Annotated in this window: 19 protein-coding genes; 9 read left to right on the forward strand and 10 right to left on the reverse strand. The window is 63.9% G+C overall.

Annotated features, from left to right (window positions below; translation table 11 throughout):
• Nucleotides 1-74: 74 nt before the first annotated feature.
• The 3 genes from BMX85_RS09865 to argJ are packed head-to-tail and all read right to left on the reverse strand — an operon-like array spanning nt 75 to nt 2,618.
• Nucleotides 75-497 (reverse strand): NUDIX domain-containing protein, encoded by a 423-nt coding sequence (locus BMX85_RS09865; RefSeq protein WP_090316490.1) that lies wholly within the window; start codon nt 495-497, stop codon nt 75-77.
• Nucleotides 494-1,381 carry an ATP-binding protein gene (locus tag BMX85_RS09870; protein WP_090316493.1) on the reverse strand — a complete coding sequence of 296 codons (888 nt, stop codon included), beginning with the start codon at nt 1,379-1,381 and terminating at the stop codon, nt 494-496. Before BMX85_RS09870 ends, BMX85_RS09865 begins: the two co-directional genes overlap by 4 nt.
• 1 nt (nt 1,382) lies before the next feature.
• Complete coding sequence (gene argJ / locus BMX85_RS09875; RefSeq protein ID WP_090316496.1) at nt 1,383-2,618, reverse strand: bifunctional glutamate N-acetyltransferase/amino-acid acetyltransferase ArgJ; 1,236 nt, start codon at nt 2,616-2,618, stop codon at nt 1,383-1,385.
• A gap of 377 nt (nt 2,619-2,995) precedes the next feature.
• Between argJ and BMX85_RS09880 the strand changes: the two genes are divergently transcribed.
• The 3 genes from BMX85_RS09880 (at nt 2,996) to BMX85_RS09890 (ending at nt 6,378) form a co-directional block, all read left to right on the forward strand.
• The gene (locus BMX85_RS09880; RefSeq protein ID WP_090317663.1) at nt 2,996-4,222 is read left to right on the forward strand and encodes a porin; all 1,227 of its coding nucleotides are present in this window, start codon (nt 2,996-2,998) and stop codon (nt 4,220-4,222) included.
• A gap of 11 nt (nt 4,223-4,233) precedes the next feature.
• Nucleotides 4,234-4,647 carry a type 2 periplasmic-binding domain-containing protein gene (locus BMX85_RS09885; RefSeq protein WP_090316499.1) on the forward strand — a complete coding sequence of 138 codons (414 nt, stop codon included), beginning with the start codon at nt 4,234-4,236 and terminating at the stop codon, nt 4,645-4,647.
• Between the two features lie 87 nt (nt 4,648-4,734).
• Nucleotides 4,735-6,378 (forward strand): sensor histidine kinase, encoded by a 1,644-nt coding sequence (locus BMX85_RS09890; RefSeq protein WP_090316502.1) that lies wholly within the window; start codon nt 4,735-4,737, stop codon nt 6,376-6,378.
• 40 nt (nt 6,379-6,418) lie between these two features.
• Here the strand turns inward: BMX85_RS09890 and secA are convergent, their stop codons facing one another.
• Nucleotides 6,419-9,211, reverse strand: coding sequence for a preprotein translocase subunit SecA (gene secA / locus BMX85_RS09895; protein ID WP_090316505.1), 2,793 nt, complete (start codon nt 9,209-9,211; stop codon nt 6,419-6,421).
• 257 nt (nt 9,212-9,468) lie between these two features.
• Between secA and BMX85_RS09900 the strand changes: the two genes are divergently transcribed.
• A complete protein-coding gene (locus BMX85_RS09900) occupies nt 9,469-9,948 on the forward strand; it encodes a DciA family protein (RefSeq protein ID WP_229210373.1) in 480 nt (159 codons plus the stop codon).
• Here the strand turns inward: BMX85_RS09900 and lpxC are convergent.
• The gene (lpxC, locus tag BMX85_RS09905; protein WP_090316511.1) at nt 9,945-10,880 is read right to left on the reverse strand and encodes a UDP-3-O-acyl-N-acetylglucosamine deacetylase; all 936 of its coding nucleotides are present in this window, start codon (nt 10,878-10,880) and stop codon (nt 9,945-9,947) included. The two genes, BMX85_RS09900 and lpxC, sit on opposite strands and share 4 nt — an antisense overlap.
• A gap of 54 nt (nt 10,881-10,934) precedes the next feature.
• Nucleotides 10,935-11,777 carry a DMT family transporter gene (locus tag BMX85_RS09910; RefSeq protein ID WP_090316514.1) on the reverse strand — a complete coding sequence of 281 codons (843 nt, stop codon included), beginning with the start codon at nt 11,775-11,777 and terminating at the stop codon, nt 10,935-10,937.
• Between the two features lie 608 nt (nt 11,778-12,385).
• Between BMX85_RS09910 and BMX85_RS09915 the strand changes: the two genes are divergently transcribed.
• From BMX85_RS09915 to BMX85_RS09930, 4 genes are all read left to right on the forward strand, one after another.
• Entirely contained in the window at nt 12,386-12,784 is a 399-nt protein-coding gene (locus BMX85_RS09915; RefSeq protein WP_090316517.1) for a VOC family protein, read from the forward strand.
• A gap of 154 nt (nt 12,785-12,938) precedes the next feature.
• A complete protein-coding gene (gene ctaD, locus BMX85_RS09920; protein WP_090316520.1) occupies nt 12,939-14,585 on the forward strand; it encodes a cytochrome c oxidase subunit I in 1,647 nt (548 codons plus the stop codon).
• Nucleotides 14,586-14,598: 13 nt separating this feature from the next.
• Nucleotides 14,599-15,066: a DUF2244 domain-containing protein gene (locus tag BMX85_RS09925; RefSeq protein ID WP_090316523.1), complete on the forward strand. Its 468-nt coding sequence runs from the start codon at nt 14,599-14,601 to the stop codon at nt 15,064-15,066.
• A 78-nt stretch (nt 15,067-15,144) separates the two neighbouring features.
• Nucleotides 15,145-15,597 carry a DUF2628 domain-containing protein gene (locus BMX85_RS09930; protein WP_090316527.1) on the forward strand — a complete coding sequence of 151 codons (453 nt, stop codon included), beginning with the start codon at nt 15,145-15,147 and terminating at the stop codon, nt 15,595-15,597.
• Nucleotides 15,598-15,640: 43 nt separating this feature from the next.
• On the opposite strand, the gene BMX85_RS09935 is transcribed toward BMX85_RS09930, so the two are convergent.
• Entirely contained in the window at nt 15,641-16,405 is a 765-nt protein-coding gene (locus tag BMX85_RS09935) for a helix-turn-helix transcriptional regulator (RefSeq protein ID WP_090316529.1), read from the reverse strand.
• A 91-nt stretch (nt 16,406-16,496) separates the two neighbouring features.
• Between BMX85_RS09935 and BMX85_RS09940 the strand changes: the two genes are divergently transcribed.
• The gene (locus tag BMX85_RS09940) at nt 16,497-17,270 is read left to right on the forward strand and encodes a class I SAM-dependent methyltransferase (RefSeq protein WP_090316532.1); all 774 of its coding nucleotides are present in this window, start codon (nt 16,497-16,499) and stop codon (nt 17,268-17,270) included.
• Between the two features lie 59 nt (nt 17,271-17,329).
• Here the strand turns inward: BMX85_RS09940 and BMX85_RS09945 are convergent, their stop codons facing one another.
• The 3 genes from BMX85_RS09945 to ftsA form a co-directional block, all read right to left on the reverse strand.
• Nucleotides 17,330-17,833, reverse strand: coding sequence for a peroxiredoxin (locus BMX85_RS09945; protein WP_090316534.1), 504 nt, complete (start codon nt 17,831-17,833; stop codon nt 17,330-17,332).
• 139 nt (nt 17,834-17,972) lie between these two features.
• Nucleotides 17,973-19,196 (reverse strand): cell division protein FtsZ, encoded by a 1,224-nt coding sequence (gene ftsZ / locus BMX85_RS09950; RefSeq protein WP_090316539.1) that lies wholly within the window; start codon nt 19,194-19,196, stop codon nt 17,973-17,975.
• A 159-nt stretch (nt 19,197-19,355) separates the two neighbouring features.
• Complete coding sequence (ftsA, locus tag BMX85_RS09955) at nt 19,356-20,588, reverse strand: cell division protein FtsA (protein ID WP_090316542.1); 1,233 nt, start codon at nt 20,586-20,588, stop codon at nt 19,356-19,358.
• Nucleotide 20,589: the final 1 nt, after the last annotated feature.

The following is a 20,589-nucleotide window of genomic DNA, read 5'->3' on the forward strand; positions in this document are numbered from 1 at the left end:
CTACACGCGAGCGCCGGGTTTGGATGCAGCGGGATGCAAATATATTTGTAGCGCGGATTAGCGTGGATGCCTGACTAACCACCCGACTCGGCGCGGACGGCGTCGAGCCACTCGAGCAAAGGGATCGTGGCCGGCAGCAGCGGTTCGACGCCGACCGCGCCCTGCCAGGCGAAGGCCTGGCCTTCGAGGCTTTGCGGCTCGCCATGCCAGTCGCGGCTGATGTAGAAATGCAGCCGCACGTGCGCGTGCGGATACACGTATTCGACCCCGCACCATTCCTCGGCGCTGTTGATCGTCAACCCCAGCTCTTCGACGAACTCGCGCTTGAGCGCTTGCAGTATCGTTTCGCCGGGATCGACTTTACCGCCCGGGAATTCCCAGTAGCCGTCGTACGGCTTGCCGGCCGGACGCTGGCCCAGCAGCACGTCGCCGTTCGGCTTCATCAGGATGCCGACGGCGACATCGACCGGTTTGATCTTCGCTTCGCCGCCGCTCATGCCTGGCCGTCCCGCGGCAGCTTGCCGGCGTAGTCCTTGGCGAACTGCCACGCCACCCGGCCCGAACGCGAACCGCGCTGCAAGGCCCAGCGCAGGGCGTCGCCGCGCGCCGCTTCGATCTGCTGCTCGGTACAACCCAGCGACGACAGCCAGTGGCCGACGATGGCCAGGTAATCATCCTGCTTGAACGGGTAGAACGACAGCCACAGGCCGAAGCGCTCCGACAGCGAGATCTTCTCCTCCACCGTCTCGCCGGGATGCAGGTCGCCATCCTCGTCGTGCTTGTAGCTGGTGTTGTCCGACATCCGCTCCGGCATCAGGTGGCGGCGGTTGGAGGTGGCGTAGATCAGCACATTGTCCGACTGCGCCGAGATGCTGCCATCGAGCGCCACCTTCAGCGCCTTGTAGCCGCTCTCGCCCTCTTCGAACGACAGGTCGTCGCAGAAGATGATGAAGCGCTCCGGCCGGCCGGCGACGATGTCGACGATGTCCGGCAGCTCGGCCAGATCGGCCTTGTCCACTTCGATCAGGCGCAGGCCGTCCTTGCCGAACTGGTTCAGGCACGCCTTGATCAACGACGATTTGCCGGTGCCGCGCGCGCCGGTGAGCAGCACGTTGTTGGCGGGCCGCCCCTGCACAAACTGGCGCGTATTCTGCTCGATCTGCTCCTTCTGCGGGCCGATATGCTGCAAGTCGTCCAGCGCGATCGGCGACACGTGCGCCACCGCCTGCAGGTAGCTGGCGCCGCCGCCGCTGCGTTTGCGCCAGCGGAAGGCGAAGCCCAGCTTCCAGTCGGGTTCACGCGGCGCCTGCGGCAGCACCGCCTCCACGCGCGCCAGCAGGGCCTCGGCGCGCACCAGGAATTGTTCGAGGGGAGTCGCCATCTTACGAACGGTAGTCGGCGTTGATGCTGACGTAGTCGTGCGACAGGTCGCAGGTGTAGACGGTGGCCGCCGCCGCGCCGCGCGCCAGCTTGACGCGCACGGTGATCTCGCTTTGCTTCATCACGCGCTGGCCGTCTTCTTCCTTGTAGTCCGGATTGCGGCCGCCGTTCTTGGCCACCCAGACATCGTCCAGGTACAGATTCAGTTTGCCGACATCCAGATCGACGCCGGCGTAGCCGATGGCGGCCAGGATGCGGCCCAGGTTGGGGTCGGAGGCGAAGAACGCGGTCTTGACCAGCGGCGAGTGGCCGATCGAGTAGGCGATCTTGCGGCACTCTTCGACGCTCCCGCCCTCTTCCACCGTGATGGTGATGAATTTGGTCGCGCCTTCGCCGTCGCGCACGATGGCCTGCGCCAGGAACAGCGACAGCTCGGTGACGGCGGCGGCCAGTTCGGCGTACTCCGGCGAGTCGACCGAGTTCACTTCCAGGGCGCCGGCGCCGGTGGCGATCAGTATGAAGGAGTCGTTGGTCGAGGTGTCGCCGTCGATGGTGATGCAGTTGAAGCTCTGGTCGGCGACCTGCTTGACCAGCACGTCGAGCACCGGCTGCGCGACCTTGGCGTCCAGCGCCAGGTAGCCGAGCATGGTGGCCATGTTCGGCTTGATCATGCCGGCGCCCTTGCTGATGCCGCTCATCGTGACCGTGTGGCCGCCGATGGTGACCGTGCGCGAGCCGGCCTTCGGCTGGGTGTCGGTGGTCATGATGGCTTCGGCGGCGTTGTACCAGTTGTCGGCCTTCAGGCCGGCGATCGCCTGCGGCAGGCCGGCGATGACTTTGGCGGCCGGCAGCGGCTCGAGGATCACGCCGGTGGAGAACGGCAGGATCTGCGACGGCTCGCAACCCAGTTGCGCGGCCAGCGCGGCGCAGGTTTCGTTGGCCAGCGACAGACCCAGCTCGCCGGTGCCGGCGTTGGCGTTGCCGGTGTTGATCAGCAGCGCCGCGATCGGCTTGCCGCTCTCCCTGGCGGCGGCCAGGTGGGCCTTGGCGATCTGCACCGGCGCGGCGCAGAAGCGGTTGAGCGTGAACACCCCGGCCACGGTGGCCGTCGGCGCGACCTTCAATACCAGCACGTCCTTGCGGTTCGGTTTCTTGATGCCGGCTTCGGCGAAACCGATGTCGACGCCGGCGACAGGCTTGAGGGCGGAGGCAACGGGCAGAGGGGAATTGACGGCCATATAAGTGATCTCGTGGGTGGAAAGTGGGAGCCGCTATTGTAATACCTGCAGGGTAAAACGTCGCAAGCCATCGCGCCCTCGCCGGCGGCGCCCCGGGCAGCGACGGTCCGTAACTATTGGTCACACGCCGCACGGCCGTCAGACTACTGGTGCAATTGATTAATACGCGTCAAAGAATCGTGACGCTGCAACTCAAGCCCATGAATGCAGGGAGTTTTTGCACAAAAACCACATCCTTTTAGCACGACCGTACATTTTATTGCTTTCGGTTTCATGCATTTGAGAAATTAGTTTAACGTGAGCAACGAATGCCGCAACCCCGCATTGTCTTACACAAAACCAACGAAAAATCGAACACGACCAAGGATTTGGATTACATGAAAAAGCAACTCTTAGTAGCGGCGGTGCTGTCCGCCTTCACCGCCACCGTCGTCACGCAGGCGCGCGCCGGCGTGCTGGACGACGGCAACCTGACCATCAGCGGCTTCGGCACCTTGGGCGTCGCCAAGAGCAACACCGACGACGCGCAATTCGCCCGCTATAACCAGGCCGAAGGCATCGGCGACAAGGCCCGTATCGGCCTCGATACCAACCTGGGTCTGCAAGCGACCTACAAGATGAACGACTGGCTGTCCGGCACCGTGCAGGTACTGACCCGCAAGTCCACCAGCGACAGCTACTCCACCGACCTGACCTGGGGTTTCCTGAAGGCGCGCGTCAACGATGAAGTGAGCGTGCGCGTGGGCCGCATCGTTATGCCGATCTTCCTGATCTCCGACTACCAGAACGTCGGCTACGCCAACACCATGATGCGTCCACCGATCGAGATGTACGGCCAGGAACCGATGGAGAACGCCGACGGCGCCGACATCAACTACCAGCGCGCCTTCGGCGACTTCAACTTCACCGGCCAGGCCTTCGTCGGCCGCAGCCGCGGCAAGCTGTTCGTGCCGACCGGCGCCGGCTCGGTGGCCAACTACCGCGCGCCCGCCGCCGGCATCAGCCTGGGCGGCGAATACGGCCCGTTCACGGTGCGCGTCGGCCACGCCCGCGCCGACTTGAAGATCAAGGATCTGGCGCCGATCAACAGCCTGGGCGCGACCTTGCGCCAGGTCGGCTTCGCGCAACTGGCCAGCGACATCAATCTGACCGATGGCAAGAAGATCGCCTTCACGTCGCTCGGCGCGACCATGGACTGGAACAACATCCTGGTGCAGACCGAGTACGCGCAGCGCCGCGCCAAGGACCCGGTCTACATCCCGGACACCAACGCCTGGTACTTCATGACCGGCTACCGTTTCGGCAAATTCCTGCCGTACTACTCGCACGCGGCCACCAAGGACGCCGGCAGCTCGGTGAACCTGCCGGCCAACTTCCCGCGCGCCGGCGTGCTGTCGTCGACCGTGCGCAGCACGCTGACGTCGGCCGAGCAGAGCTCCGACTTGGTCGGCGTGCGCTGGGACTTCGCCAAATCGCTGGCGCTCAAGGTGCAGGTCGACCATGTCAAGCCCAAGACCAAATCGGGTATGCTGATCTTCGCGCCGGCCGCCGGCTACCGCAATAGCGTCACCGTCGTCGGCGCCTCGCTCGACTTCGTATTCTGATTGGAGCGCACATGAAAAAAATCGCTATCTCGCTCGCGCTGTCCGCGCTGACCATGGCCTCCTTCGCGCTGTCGGCGTCGGCGGAAACCGTTGTTATCGTCAGCCAGAAAAATCCGGCCACCCGCATGTTCTCGGAACAGGCGTCGCAATTCTTCCTCGGTAAATCGACGCTGTTTACGCCGATCGACCAGCCCGAGGGTTCGGCGATCCGCGCCGACTTCTATCGCAAGGTGGCCGACAAGGACCCCGCGCAGGTCAAGGCGCTGTGGTCCAAACTGGTGTTCACCGGCAAGGGCACGCCGCCGAAGGAACACGCCGGCAACGCGGAGGTGAAAAAAGCCGTTGCAGCCGATCCCAAGGCGATCGGTTATATTGACAAGTCGGCGGTGGACGACACCGTCAAGGTGATTCTGACGCTGCCTTAATTTCCACCCCGCTTCAACCCATCATGCCGGGCCGGCCGATCAACGGCCGCCCCGGCACGGCGAAGCGACTATTGTGAGCCGACCATTGTGAGCCTATCGCTGCGCGCCAAATTCTTGTTGCTGAGTGCCGTGATCCAGGCGCTGGTGGTCGGCCTGTTGATATGGAACAGCATCCGGCTGATGAACCACGCGGTCGGCACCAACGCCGAGCGGGTCGCGCAGGAGTACGCGGTCACGCTCAACCTCTCCCTCAGCCCCTACGCCACGCGCGGCCGCCTGCCGGAGCTGCGCGGCTACCTGGCCGAAATGCTGGCCGACCCGGACGACAGCCTGCTGCGCTACCTGCTCATCCTCGACGAAAACGAACAACCGATCATTGAAGTTGGCAAGCGCGACGAGCCGCTGCCGGCGCTGCTCAAACAAGGTGGCGGCACCAGCTTCAAGGGCGTCCACACCACCATCGACGACGCGACCTTGCATGCGCGCTCGCCGCTGCTGCTGCAGAATAACCACATCGGCAGCATCAACTTCGGCCTCGCCACGGAAGACCTGAAACACGCGCGCGACAAGGTCATGCTGCAGGGCGGCGCGATCTCGCTGGCCGGCCTGGCTTTCGGGCTGCTGCTGTTTTACGCCTTCACCCACGGCATCGGCCGCAGGCTGCACGCGCTGATGGGACAGTCCGCGCAAATGGAACTGGGCGACTACAACAAGGCGCTGGCGGTCGACGGCGACGACGAAATCGCCGCCTTCGCGCGCGCGCTCAACACGATGAGCGCGGCGCTGCGCGAACGCATCGCGCAGCTGGAACACTCGGAGCTGCGCCTGTCCGAAGCCAAGCGCGATCTGAAGGACCTCAACATCTCGCTGGAGAGCCGCGTGACCGAGCGCTCGGCCGCGCTGGAACGCGCCAACGCCGACTTGAGCGCCGCCCTGTCCACCTTGCAGCGCACGCAGGTCGAACTGCTGGCGTCGGAGAAAATGGCGTCGCTCGGATCGCTGGTGGCGGGCATCGCGCACGAGCTCAATACGCCGATCGGCAACAGCCTGCTGGCCTCGACCTCGCTGCGCGACCGCGTCGAGGATTTCGAAAACCATGTCGCCGCCGGCGCGCTGCGCCGCTCGGAGTTGATCGTGCATCTGGAGGAGGTGCGCATTGCCAGCGAGCTGATATCGAACTCGCTGCACAAGGCGGCGGAGCTGATTTCGTCGTTCAAGCAGATCGCCGTCGACCAGACCAACGACCAGCGGCGCCAATTCGACCTGCAGGAGGCGGTGCGCGACACCATCGCCACCTATACGCCGCGCTTGCGGCGCGCCGGCTGCGAGGTGGTGCTGGAGGTGCAGGAGGGCCTGCGCTTCGACTCCTATCCGGGCGGTCTGTATCAGGTGCTCAATAACTTGATGAACAACGCGCTCAATCACGCCTTCGAGGCCGGCCGGAGCGGAACCATCACCGTGCACGCGGAGGCGGCGGCGGACGGCATGGTGGCGCTGACGTTCAGCGACAACGGCGCCGGCATGACGGACGAGGTGCTGCGGCGGGTGTTCGATCCGTTCTTCACCACCCGCATGGGACAGGGCGGCACGGGCTTGGGGATGCACATCGTGTACAACATCGTCAACGCGGTGCTGGGCGGGCGGATCACGGTATCGTCGGCGCCGGGCGCCGGAACGGCGGTGCGGATGTTGTTGCCGCGTTCCGCCCCGCAGCGCGATACCGGCCGTTAGCGGGAATAAAAAAACCGGAGCTGGCTCCGGTTTTTTTGTCTTACGCCAGCTTGCCGTGGCAAGCCTTGTACTTCTTGCCGCTGCCGCACGGGCAAGGGTCGTTGCGTCCGACCTTCAAGCCCAGCTCCATCAGCTGCTCGCCGCTCAGGCCTTGCAGCTCCGGCGGCAGGCCGCCCAGATTCGGCGCCGCCTGTGGCGCCAACAACTCTTCCGGCGCCGCGTTCGGGTTGAAGTCCGCGTGCTGGTAGCTGACGTTCTCCACGTGCGATTGCTGCATCGCCGCTTCGGCCGCGTCGATCTCTTCGCGCGACTGGATACGAACCGTCATGATCAACTTGACCACTTCGTTCTTGATCATTTCCAGCATCTGGCCGAACAGTTCAAACGCTTCGCGCTTGTATTCCTGCTTCGGATTTTTCTGCGCGTAACCGCGCAGGTGGATACCCTGGCGCAGGTGGTCCAGCGCGGCCAGGTGCTCGCGCCAGTGGCTGTCGACGCTTTGCAGCATGACGTTGCGCTCGAAGCCGCCGAACGATTCCTTGCCGACGATATCGATCTTGGCCTGGTACACCGCGTCGGCCGCGGCCAACACGCGCTCCAGGATGTCTTCGTCGTTCAGGTTCTGCTCGGACTCCAGCATCGCCGTCAGCGGCACGTCGATCTGCCACTCCGCGGCCAGCGCCGCTTGCAGGCCCTTGATGTTCCACTGCTCCTCGACCGATTCGGCCGGCACGTATTCGCGTACCAGGTCGGTGAAGGCGCCGTGGCGCAGCGATTCGATCAGTTCCGAAATGTCGGTGGTTTCCAGCAGCTCGTTACGCTGCTGGTAGATCACTTTACGCTGGTCGTTGGCGACGTCGTCGTATTCGAGCAGCTGCTTACGGATGTCGAAGTTGCGCGCCTCGACCTTGCGCTGCGCCGATTCGATCGAGCGCGAGACGATGCCCGCTTCAATCGGTTCGCCTTCCGGCATCTTCAGACGGTCCATGATGGCGCGTACGCGGTCGCCCGCGAAGATGCGCAGCAGCTGGTCGTCGAGCGACAGGAAGAAGCGCGACATGCCCGGATCGCCCTGGCGCGCGGCGCGGCCGCGCAACTGGTTGTCGACGCGGCGCGATTCGTGGCGTTCGGTGCCGACGATATGCAGGCCGCCGGCGGCGACCACCTGCTCGTGCAAGGCTTGCCAGCCGTCGCGCATCGCCTTCGCCTGCGCCGCCTTGTCGGCGTCGCTCAGGTCCGGATTGGCTTCAATGAACTGGATCTGCTTCTCGACGTTACCGCCCAAGACGATGTCGGTGCCGCGACCGGCCATGTTGGTGGCGATGGTGATCGCTTTCGGGCTACCCGCCTGCGCGATGATTTCCGCTTCGCGGGCGTGCTGCTTGGCGTTCAGGACGTTGTGCGGCAGGCCGCCCTTGGTCAGGATGCCCGACAACAGTTCCGAGTTTTCGATCGAGGTGGTACCGACCAGCACCGGTTGGCCGCGGTCGTAGCATTCGCGGATCTCCAGCATCATGGCGTTGTACTTCTCGGCCGCCGATTTGTAGACCTGGTCCTGGCGGTCCTTGCGCTGCGAAGGACGGTTCGGTGGAATGACGACGGTTTCGAGGCCGTAGATTTCCTGGAACTCGTACGCTTCGGTGTCGGCGGTGCCGGTCATGCCGGCCAGCTTGGCGTACATGCGGAAGTAGTTCTGGAAGGTGATCGAGGCCAGCGTCTGGTTCTCGTTCTGGATCTTGACGCCCTCCTTCGCCTCGACCGCCTGGTGCAGGCCGTCGGACCAGCGGCGACCCGTCATCAGGCGGCCGGTGAATTCATCGACGATGACCACTTCATTGTTCTGCACCACGTAGTGCTGATCCTTGAAGTACAGCGCGTGCGCGCGCAGCGCCGCGTACAGGTGGTGCACCAGCGTGATGTTGGCCGAGTCGTACAGCGACGCGCCTTCCGGCAGCAGGCCCATTCGGGTCAGGATGCCCTCGGCCTTTTCGTGGCCGGCTTCGGTCAGCAGCACCGAATGGGCCTTTTCGTCCTTGACGTAGTCGCCCGGGACTTCGACCTTGCCTTTGCCGTCCGACGTCTCTTCGCCGATCTGCTGCGTGAGCAGTTTCGGCAGCTCGTTGATCTTGTGGTACAGGTCCGTGTGGTTCTCGGCCTGGCCGGAAATGATCAGCGGGGTGCGGGCTTCGTCGATCAGGATCGAGTCGACTTCATCGACGATGCCGAAGTTGAGCGCGCGCTGGACGCGGTCGCCGGCCTCGAACACCATGTTGTCGCGCAGGTAGTCGAAACCGAATTCGTTGTTGGTGCCGTAGGTGATGTCCGACGCGTAGGCCGCCTGCTTGGTGGAGTGCTCCATCTGCGACAGGTTGATGCCGGTGGTCAAGCCGAGCCAGGCGTACAGCTTGCCCATGGTCTCGGCGTCGCGCTGGGCCAGATAGTCGTTGACGGTGACGATGTGCACGCCCTTGCCCGACAGCGCGTTCAGATAGGCCGGCAAGGTCGCGGTCAGGGTTTTACCCTCGCCCGTGCCCATTTCGGCGATCTTGCCGAAGTGCAGAACCATACCGCCAAGCAATTGAACGTCGAAATGGCGCATCTTGAAGACGCGCTTGCTCGCCTCGCGGCAGACGGCGAACGCCTCGGGCAGCAGCGCGTCGAGCGTCTCGCCATTGGCGATGCGCGCCTTGAAGGCGGGCGTCTTCGCTTGCAGCTCGGCATCCGACAGTTTTTCCATCGCCGGCTCGAGCGCATTGATCTCGCGTACCGTTTTTTGGTATTGCTTGAGCAGACGCTGGTTGCGGCTGCCGAAAATCTGGGTCAGTAATGACATGCTTGAATTCTTGAAAAAACGCCGTTAAAAAAAGCTCTGTAGGTGAAAAACGCCTTACCGCACGGAGTTCGACTATGGCAAAAGACGGTGATTTTATCATGCGTCCGTGCCAAGGTTGGGTTATTGGCCTATATAACAATACCCCGGCCGCAAACAATGTCACAAAATCAACCTATTTCAGCGGCCGGCGACGGCTGCGGACGCCTCGACGTAGCGGGCTGATGACGGGAATCCGGCGTCGTGCTATGGTTCGCCGCATGCGATTTAATTCCTCCAACGTCTCGATCAACCGCCGCAACCCGGTCGGGGCCACCGACTTCCTGCGCCGCGACGACAAGTTGGCGGCCATGATGCCGGCCATCGAGCGCATGGCGGCGCTGCAAAAGGATTGTGCGACCGCGTTGCCGGCGATGTTCAAGTATTGCGAGATCCTCGCGTTCGACGACGGCCAGCTGACCTTGTCGCTGCCGAACGCCTCGCTGGCGGCCAAGCTCAAGCAGCAAATCCCGAAGCTGCAGGAAACCTTGGCGCGGCGCGGCTGGCAGGTCAACGGCGTCAAGCTGCGGGTGCAGATGACCAAGCCGGCCGAAATCAAGGAACAGATGCGGGCGCTGTCGCTGCCGGAAGCGGCCGTGACGGCCTTCGACGAACTGGGCGAGACGCTGGAGGACACGCCGCAGAACGCCACCCTGATCGCCGCGCTAAAAGCGATGGTGGCCCGGCGGCGCCCCGGTTAAGTTAGCGCCCACTCACGCGCCATCTGGCGCAGATACGACGGCGGCGCCGACTCGTTGGTCGGGAACGAAACGATCTCGTAGGCATCGGGATGCTTGAGCAACTCCAGCAACAGCTGGTTGTTCAGCGCGTGGCCGGATTTGTGCGCCTCGTAGCTGGCCAACAGCGGGTGTCCGACCAGATACAAATCGCCGATCGCGTCCAGGATCTTATGGCGGACGAACTCGTCGTCATAGCGCAGCCCGTCCGAATTGAGGATGCGGTACTCGTCCATCACGATGGCGTTCTCGAGCGAACCGCCGCGCGCCAGGCCGATGCCGCGCAACATTTCCACATCCTGCATGAAGCCGAAGGTGCGCGCGCGCGCCACGTCGTGCACATACGACACGTCGCCGAAGTCGACATTGGCGCGCTGCTGCGTGCCGTCGACCGCCGGATGGTTGAATTCGATGAAAAAGTCCAGCTTGAAGCCGTTGTGCGGCGTCAGGCGCGCCCATTTTTCCTTGTCGCCCTTGCCTTCGCGCACTTCGACCGGTTTCAGCACGCGGATGAATTTCTTCGCGACCGGTTGCTCGAGCACGCCGGCTTGCTGCAGCAGGAACACGAACGACGACGCCGAGCCGTCCATGATCGGGATTTCCTCGGCGCTGACCTCGATGTACAGGTTGTCGATGCCCAGGCCGGCGCAGGCCGACATCAGGTGCTCGACGGTCGAGACCCGGGCGCCGTCCTTGACCAGCACCGACGCCATGCGCGTGTCGCCGACGGCCATGGCGCTGGCGGGGAATTCGACGACGGGCGTCAGGTCGACCCGGCGGAAGACGATGCCCGTATCGGGCTCGGCCGGACGCAGGGTCAGCTCGACCTTGGTGCCGGAGTGCAGGCCCACACCCGTGGTGCGGACCAGTTCTTTGATGGTGCGTTGTTTTAACATGGTCCGATTATAGCGAAGTTGAGATCGCCGCGCTGCGCCCGGCGTTTCCCATGGTCAAGGATGCTCGGCCTCGGCATGCACGGCCTCGCGCCGCACCAGGTAAATGCCGCTGGCGATGATGATGCCGGCGCCGAGCAAGGTATAGCCGTCGGGCAGCGTCTGCCACAGCAGCCAATCGATCGCCACGCCCCAGGCCAGCGCCGAGTATTCGAACGGCGCCACCACCGACGCCTTGCCGGTGCTGAAGGCCTTGGTGATGGCCAGCTGGCCGAAAAAGCCCGACAGCGCCAGCGCCACCAGCACCCAGCTGTCCTCGGCGCGCACCGGCACCCAATCGCGGTACGACAACGCCACGGCGCCGGCCGCCATCATGGTCAGCAGCCAGAACATCATCGACTCGGTGCTGTCGGAGCGCGCCAGCACGCGCGCGGCGATGGCCGACATCGCATAGCAGGCGGCCGCGGCCAGCACGGCCAGGCCGCCGATGGTCAGGAAGCCGGTGCCTTCGGGACGCAGCACCACCAGCACGCCGATCAGGCCGACGACGATGGCGACCCACTGGCCCGGGCCGACCTTCTCCTTCAGCACGAACACCGACAGCGCCGTGATCAGCGACGGCGCGATGAAGAAGATCGAATACGCCTCGGCCAGCGACAGCGACTTCAGGCCGAAGGCGAAGGTGGTCAGCATCGCGATGCCGAGCACGGCGCGGAAAATCTGCATCGACCAGCGGACCTGGAAGATGCCGCGGAAGGCGCCGCGATAGACAATGTAGCCGCACAACAGCGGCAGCGAGCTCAGCGCGCGCAAGGCCGTCACCTGCATGGCGGGATAATGGGCGGACAGCAGCTTCATGGCCGTATCCATGAACGAGAACATGGCCACGGCGGTCAGCATCGCGTAAATGCTGTGCAGATTTTCTTTACGGGAAATGGGAGTGGAAACGGAAGACAGAGGAAGCTCCTTGCTACGGGCCCGGCGCGGGCCACTGGGAACGTCATCATGGCGACGTCCGGAGCCAGGATCGCTTACGGTGGCGCATGGTCATCGGCCGCGCGATCGACACCGATTATAGCAAGTTGACAATTGCTTTGCAGCAGGTGGCGAACGCCGGGGTCAAGTCTGTCATTCGGACACGTCCTGATCAATAAGATGCCCGAACGCCGGGGTCAAGTCTGTCATTCGGACACGTCCTGATCAATAAGATGCCGGCTGACGCGAAGGACGTTGGCGGCTGCAGCCGGGGCCGTGTCCGAATGTCAGACTTGACCCCGACGGTTTGCGGGCGGCTGCAGCCGGGGCCGTGTCCGAATGTCAGACTTGACCCCGAGGGTTTGCGATTCGGACGAATACGGCGACTTGATCAACCGCGAGGACGCTGCGTTGTCGTAGGCTGGCGCATGGCTAGCCAACAAATCTCGCGCCCGGATGTCGAATTCCTCCCCCCTTGTTCGTCGTCACCATGAAATACCCTTAACTCAACCGGTGTTTAATATGGAGGCGTCGTGAATAAACAGATCATCTTCAACCTCGCGGTCAAGGACCTGGGCAAGTCCAAGGCGTTCTTTTCCGCGCTGGGCTTTGGTTTCAAGCCGGAATTCAGCAACGAGGACGCGGCGTTCATGGTCATCGTGGACGACAACATATGTGCCATGCTTATGACCGAAACGTTCTTCCAGTCCCTGATCGACAAGCCGCTCGCGCAAGCCAGGGAGGCCAACGAAGTCATCATCTGCCTGAGCTGCGAGAGCCGCGACGAGGTGGACAGCCTGATCGCCAAAGCGGTAGCCGCCGGCGGCCGCACCCCGCATCCGCCCGAGGATCACGGTTTCATGTACGACCAGGGCTTCGAGGATCTGGACGGCCATCTGTGGAACCTGGTGTGGGTGGCGCCTGCGGGCTGACCGAGCCAAGCCGCCCCCCTGCTCGGACAGTCCCGCCGCACTCCGGATTTTTCCGAAAAAACGCTAGCGCCGGCGCCTACGCCGACGCGGCGTGCACGGCGACAGGCGCCGCGCTTCGCTCGTCATATGCTGGCCTGACTCAGGGAGCACCATCATGGCCATCGAGACGATCGACGAAGCATTCGAACCCACCGCCAAAGCCACCCCGCAGGGTTTTGTTCACGCCGAGGACCTGAGGCCCGCGACGGAACACGCGCGGCACCACCCGCACGGCTGGCGCCGCTGGCTGTACGCCACCAACCATAAAGACATCGGCACGCTCTACCTGTGGTTTGCGCTGGCGATGCTGATGGCCGGCGGCCTTCTTGCGATGCTGATCCGGGTCGAACTGTTCCAGCCGGGGCTGCAGTTCTTCCAGCCCGAGTTCTACAACCAGATGGTCACCCTGCACGGCCTGGTGATGATCTTCGGCGCCATCATGCCGGCCTTCGTCGGCTTCGCCAACTGGATGATCCCGTTGCAGATCGGCGCCGCCGACATGGCGTTCGCGCGCCTGAACAACTTCTCGTTCTGGCTGCTACCGCCGGCGGCGCTGCTGCTGATGGGCTCGTTCTTCAGCGCGGGCGGCGCCAGCGCCGCCGGCTGGACCCTGTACCCGCCGCTGTCGACGCAAATGGGCGTGGGCATGGATATGGCCATCTTCGCCATCCACCTGATGGGGGTGTCGTCGATCATGGGCGCGATCAACATCATCACCACCATCCTCAACCTGCGCGCCCAGGGCATGAGCTTGATGCGCATGCCGATGTTCTGCTGGACCTGGCTGATCACCGCCTACCTGCTGATCGCCGTCATGCCGGTGCTGGCCGCCGCCATCACCATGATCCTGACCGACCGCCACTTCGGCACCACCTTCTTCAACGCGGCCGGCGGCGGCGATCCGGTCATGTACCAGCACATCTTCTGGTTCTTCGGCCACCCCGAGGTGTACATCCTGATCCTGCCAGCGTTCGGCATGATCTCCGAGATCATCCCGGCGTTCTCGCGCAAGCCGCTGTTCGGCTATGCGTCGATGGTGTACGCGGCCGGCGCCATCGCCATCATTTCGTTCATCGTCTGGGCGCACCACATGTTCGCCACCGGCATGCCGATCACCGGCCAGCTGTTCTTCATGTACGCGACCATGCTGGTGGCCGTGCCCACCGGCGTCAAGGTCTTCAACTGGATCGCCACGATGTGGCGCGGGTCGATGACGTTCGAGGCGCCGATGCTGTTCGCGGTCGGCTTCCTGTGGGTGTTTACGATCGGCGGCTTCTCGGGCCTGATCCTGGCGGTCGCGCCGATCGACATCCAGGTGCACGACACTTACTACGTCGTCGCGCACTTCCACTACGTGCTGGTGGCCGGGTCGCTGTTCGCGCTGTTCGCCGGCTACTATTACTGGGTACCGAAGTGGACCGGGCACATGGTCGATGAATGGCGCGCCGCCTTCCACTTCTGGAACTCGCTCGTCTGGGTCAACGTCACCTTCTTCCCGATGCACTTCCTCGGGCTGGCCGGCATGCCGCGCCGCTACGCGGACTACTCGACCCAGTTCACCGACTACAACCAGGTGGCGACGGTCGGTGCGCTGCTGTTCGGGCTGACGCAGGTATACTTCCTGTTCGCCATCGTGCTGCCGACCCTACGCGGCGGCAAGCCGGCCCCGGCCAAGCCGTGGGAAGGCGCCGAGGGCCTGGAATGGACGGTGCCGAGTCCGGCGCCGTTCCACACCTTCGAAAAACCGCCGCAGGTGATGTGACCGGGAGCGAGCGATGCCGCGCGATGTGCCTTCGGAACGACGTAGCTGGGTGTTGCGGCGGCGCGCGGTGCTGCGGCGGCCGCAGTTGTCGCTGCTGTTTGCCACGCTGTGCTGCCCGACCTTGGCAATCAGCATCGTATTTCTCTGTTGGGGCTACTGGCACATGCTGGCGTACGCGCTGCTTGAGATGACCGCACTGGCCGCCTGCCTGGGGTACTACGGCCGCCACCTCGACGACTACGACCGCATCGACATCTCGGAAGACGGCATTGTCATTGAACAGCGCAGCGGCCATCGGTGCAGCTACCGGCATCTAGACCTATGGAGCACCCGCCTGCTGTCGCCGCGACGTGATGGCGATCCGGTGCGCCTCAACGACAGACAACATCGCACGGTCGAGCTCGGACGTTTTCTTGGTGCCGAGGAACGCCGCCACCTCGCCTATGAACTAAATCAATGTCTACGCCGCCCGGGTGCTTGAACAGGCGTGCAATTGCCAAATATCAACTTTCATTCGATTTTGGCATGACATGATGGACTCTCTTTCAAGGAGGATCTCATGTCGACCTGCCAGCATTGCGGTATCGGAAATTCACCCATTCGTTCGCTCTGTACCACCTGCGGAAGCGCGCTTCCCAAACCAGCCGCCGGCATGGAAGCCGACCTGTCGGCGCTATGGCGCATCCGATTCGATTTGATTGAAAAAGCTGGCGGCCCGACCCGGCCGCGGTTCAAGCAGCTCAGCCTGGGCGAGCGCTTTCGACTCGGATTCAATCTATGGGCCCTGCTTTTGGGACCGCTCTATTATCTAGCCAAAGGCATGTGGCGTAAGGCGATCACCATGGTGGTCCTGACACTATCCGTAGTGGTACTCTCCGGCACATTGGCGCCAGACGGCAGTCTCGTTTTTCTCGAGAACATGCTGACAACCATGATCAGTTTTTGGTTTTTCCTCAACGCCAACGTCAACTATTATAGGAAAGTCGTCTTAGACGACAATGGTTGGTGGTGAGCAGCACCAGTGCAGGTCCGCCATTGCTACACGATCCCGACCGTTATGCGCCCACCGGCAACAGCATCACCAACTTGAGGTCGTGACGCTCGGCCAAATGCAGCGTTACCTGATTGAAGCGGAGCTCCCCGCCCGACGGCGGCTGGAAACGCCGCAGCCCGCCCTCCCTGCCGACCACGTCCTGCAGACGCCACAGCTGTCGGAACTCGGCGCTGCCGCGCGCCACGTCGGCGATCAGTTCACGCACCGCGGGATGCTCGGCGTGCTTGCCGATGTCGGCGCGGAACTCGGCCACCAGCCGCCGCGCGCGCTCCGGCCAGTCGACGATCATCCCGCGCGCGGCCGCCGACTGGAACGTGAAGCGCAGCAGGTTCGGCGACGGCCCATCGAGCCAGCCGGCGAACAACCGCGCCGCCGCGCCGTTCCAGGCCACCGCGTCCCAGCGCAAATCGAGGATATAGGCCGGCGCATCGACGGCCGCCACGATCGCGTCGAGCGCCACGTCGGCCTCAGTGCCGCCAGCCTCGCCCTGCGGATCGAGCCGCTCAGCCAGACTGAACAAATAACCCCGCTCGGCCGCGCTCAGTTGCAGCACCTCGGCCAGGCGCGCCAGCATTTTGACCGACGCCGACACCGGCCTGCCCTGCTCCAGCCAGGTCAGCCACGTCGGGCTGACCTGGCACAGCTGCGCCAGTTCCTCGCGCCGCAAGCCCGGCGTGCGCCGCCGCCCTGCTCCGGGCAAGCCGACGCTGGCCGGCGTCGTGCGCTCCCGATGGGCCCGGATGAAATCGCCTAACTTGTTGTGCATGGTGGTTTTTATACCAGGATAAGTACTTGTCTTGTTACAGGATATAAACCCGCCTATTCTGCCCTGACCCGCACATTTCAGGAGAAATAAAATGCAACAGCAAGCCGTCGTCGCCCGCCAGTTCGGCCAAACCGCCAGCGCCTACCTGACCAGCACGGTCCACGCGCAGGGCGCCGACCTGGCCAAGCTGCGCGAGCTGGCCGCCGGACTCGGAACCCCGCTGGTGCTCGATCTGGGCTGCGGCGCCGGCCACGCCAGCTTCGCCGTCGCCCCGGTTGCGCGCTCGGTCACCGCGTTCGACCTGTCGTCCGAAATGCTGGCCGTGGTGGCCGGCGCCGCGCAAGCGCGCGGCCTGCACAACGTCGTCACCGAACAAGGCAACGTCTCCCGCCTGCCGTTCGCGGACGACGCATTCTGCATGGTCGTCACGCGCTTCTCGGCGCACCACTGGCTCGATGTGCCGGCCGCGCTGCGCGAAGCCAAGCGCGTGCTCAAACCCGACGGCCTGCTGGTCGTCATCGACATCACCGCCCCCGAAGCGCCGCTGCACGACACCACCCTGCAAGCGGTCGAGCTGCTGCGCGACGGCTCGCACGTGCGCGACTATCGTCCGTCCGAATGGACCGCGATGCTGCGCGCGGCCGGCTTCCAGCCGCGGCGCGGCGGCGACTGGACACTGCACATGGTATTCGACGAATGGACCGCGCGCATGCGCACGCCGCCCGAGCGGGTGGCCGCGATCCGCAGCCTGTTCGCCAGCGCGCCGGAAGAAACGCTGAAACACTTCGACGTGCAAGCCGACGGCTCATTCGCGATCGGCTCGACGCTGTTCACCGCCACCCACGACGCCGACGACATCTACTAACGCCGCGGACGTAAAAAAAGGCGCCGTCGCCGGCGCCTTTTTCACTGCGTCAAGCCGGCTTACGCCTGGCCCAGCAGGGTCTCGGCGTTCGATACTTCGAACTTGCCGCCTTGTTCCACGTTCAGCTGCTTGACGACGCCGTCTTCGACCAGCATCGAATAACGCTGCGAGCGCGTGCCCATGCCGTGCTTGCTGAAGTCGGCGTCCAGGCCCAGCGCCTTGCTGTAGGCGGCGTTACCGTCAGCCATCATGCGCACGGTGCCGGTGGCATTCTGGTCGCGGCCCCAGGCGCCCATGACGAACGCGTCGTTGACCGAGATGCACCAGATTTCATCGACGCCCTTGGCCTTCAGGTCGGCGGCGTGCTTGACGTAGCCTGGCACGTGCTGTGCCGAGCAGGTCGGGGTGTAGGCGCCCGGCAGGCCGAAGATCGCGATCTTCTTGCCCTTGACCAAGTCCTGCACATTGAACGTGTTCGGGCCGAGCGAGCAGCCTTCGGTTTCGGTTTCGACGAATTCGGACAGGGTGCCTTCCGGCAGGGTATCGCCAATTTTGATGGTCATGTGTGACTCCTTTTGTTGGGGTATCGAACGTGAAAAAGCCGCGGCAAGCGCGGCTCTTCCCGGCATAGAAACCACAGTATGCCTGAAGCCCGGCGTTCCTGCACAACGTGCCCGGACGCCGGAAAACGTCCAGAACGACTTAGTCGGCCTGCTTGCGCAGGAAGGCTGGAATGTCGTACGTCTCCATGCCGTTCTTCTCCATCGCGCGCACCTGCTCGGAGGCCGACTCGCGACGCCATACCGCCGGCGCCTTCATGCCGTCGAAGGCCGGGGCGCCACCGCCGCCCATGCCGCTCGTCGCGCCCATCGACACGCCGGCCGACGCCGCGCCGCCCAGCGCGCCCGAAGGCATCATCGGGCTGTTGTGGGTACCGGTGCGCAGCAGCTGCTGCGGCACCAGCTGCACGTGCTTCTTGCCCTTGCCCAGGCCCGTGGCCACCACGGTGACGCGGATCTCGTCGCCCATCGTGTCGTCGTAGGCGATACCCTGCGCGATCGACGCGTCCGGCGCCGCGAAGGCGCGCACCGCCGCCATGACTTCCTTGATCTCTTTACCTTTGAGGCCACGGCTTGCGGTCACGTTGACCAGCACACCGCGCGCGCCCGACAGGTCGACGCCGTCCAGCAGCGGCGAAGCGACCGCCTGTTCGGCCGCGATGCGCGCGCGGTCGATGCCCGACGCGGTCGCGGTGCCCATCATGGCCTTGCCCTGCTCGCCCATGATGGTTTTCACGTCGTTGAAGTCGACGTTGATGTGGCCCGGGACGTTGATGATCTCGGCGATACCGGCGACGGCGTTGTTCAGCACATCGTCGGCGTGCTGCAGCCACTCGATCAGCGATTCGTCTTCGTAGATCTCTTCGAGCTTCTCGTTCAGGATGACGATCAGCGAGTCGACGTGTTCCGACAGCTGCTCCAGGCCTTCGTCGGCGATGTCCATGCACTTCTGGCCTTCGTGCGAGAACGGCTTCGAGACCACCGCCACGGTCAGCGCGCCGAGCGACTTGGCCACTTCGGCCACGATCGGCGCGGCGCCGGTGCCGGTGCCGCCGCCCATGCCGGCGGCGATGAACACCATGTGCGCGCCGCGCAGCGCGTCTTCGATGCGCGAGCGCGATTCCTCGGCCAGCTTGCGGCCGACGTCGGGCTTCATCCCCGCACCCAGGCCGGTCTCGCCGATCTGGATGACGTTGTGCGCGCGCGAGGTCGACAGCGCCTGCGCGTCGGTGTTGGCGGCGATGAACTCCACGCCGGACATGCCTTTGACGATCATGTGTTGAACTGCATTGCCACCTGCTCCGCCGACGCCGACGACCTTGATGACGGTGCCCAAAGCTGCGTTATCGACCATATCAAACTCCATGATGTGCTCCCTATCAGAATGCGGTTTCCAAGCGCCAGTCCTCATATTTGTAGGAGAACTGGGGATTGAAAACTGCTGGTTCAATTTAAAAAAAGTTTAGTGAAAAAACCACCCGTATTTTGCTGCGTGTTTTGCTGCGTATCTTTTACCCGTGCCGCCTTAAAAATTACCTAAGAACCATTCCTTCATGCGCTGCCACACCGCCTTCACCGACCCATCCTGCCGCGTGACGATGTGACCACGCAGGTACTGCTTTTTCGCTTCCAACAACAGGCCAAGCACGGTCGCGTAGCGCGGGCTGCGCACCACGTCGGCCAACTGGCCGCGATAGTCCGGCGTGCCAAGGCGCGCCGGCTTGAGGAAGATGTCTTCCGCCATTTCGACCATGCCCGGCATGATCGCCGTGCCGCCGGTGAGCACGATGCCCGACGAGAGCACGCCCTCGTAGCCGGACTCGCGCACCACCTGGTGCACCATCGCGAACAACTCCTCCACGCGCGGCTCGATCACCGCCGCCAGCGCCTGGCGCGACAGGTTGCGCGGACCGCGGTCGCCCAGTCCCGGCACCTCCAGGCTCTCGCCCGGATCGGCCAGCACCTGCTTGGCCACGCCGTAGCGGATCTTGATCTCTTCGGCTTCCGAGGTCGGCGTGCGCAGCGCCATCGCGATGTCGTTGGTGATCTGGTCGCCCGCGATCGGGATCACGGCCGTGTGGCGGATCGCGCCGTCCGAGAACACCGCCACGTCGGTGGTGCCGCCGCCGATATCGATCAGCACAACGCCAAGCTCTTTTTCGTCCGGCGTCAGCACCGCGTCGGCCGATGCCATCGGCTGCAAAATCAGGTCCGACACTTCAAGTCCGCAACGGCGCACGCACTTGACGATGTTCTGCACCGCCGACACGGCGCCGGTGACGATATGGACTTTCACTTCAAGGCGGATGCCGCTCATGCCGATCGGTTCGCGCACATCTTCCTGGCTGTCGACGATGAATTCCTGCGGCACCGTATGCAGCAGCTGCTGGTCAGTCGGGATGTTAACCGCCTTTGCCGTTTCGATGACGCGCGCCACGTCGGTCGCCGTCACTTCCTTTTCCTTGATCGCCACCATGCCGCTCGAATTGAAGCTGCGGATATGGCTGCCCGCGATGCCCGCGTAGACATTGCGGATCTTGCAGTCGGCCATCAGCTCCGCTTCTTCCAGCGCGCGCTGGATCGATTCGACGGTCGCTTCGATGTTGACCACCACGCCCTTCTTCAGGCCTCTCGATTCGTGCTGACCCAGCCCGATCACTTCGTGGCGTCCATCGCCCATCACCTCGGCCACCACGGCCACCACTTTCGAGGTGCCGATGTCGAGACCGACGATCAGGTTTTTAGCGTCTTTTGTCATG

This window comes from Duganella sp. CF517 (genome assembly GCF_900110275.1).
In the GTDB taxonomy this organism is placed as follows: domain Bacteria; phylum Pseudomonadota; class Gammaproteobacteria; order Burkholderiales; family Burkholderiaceae_D; genus Rugamonas.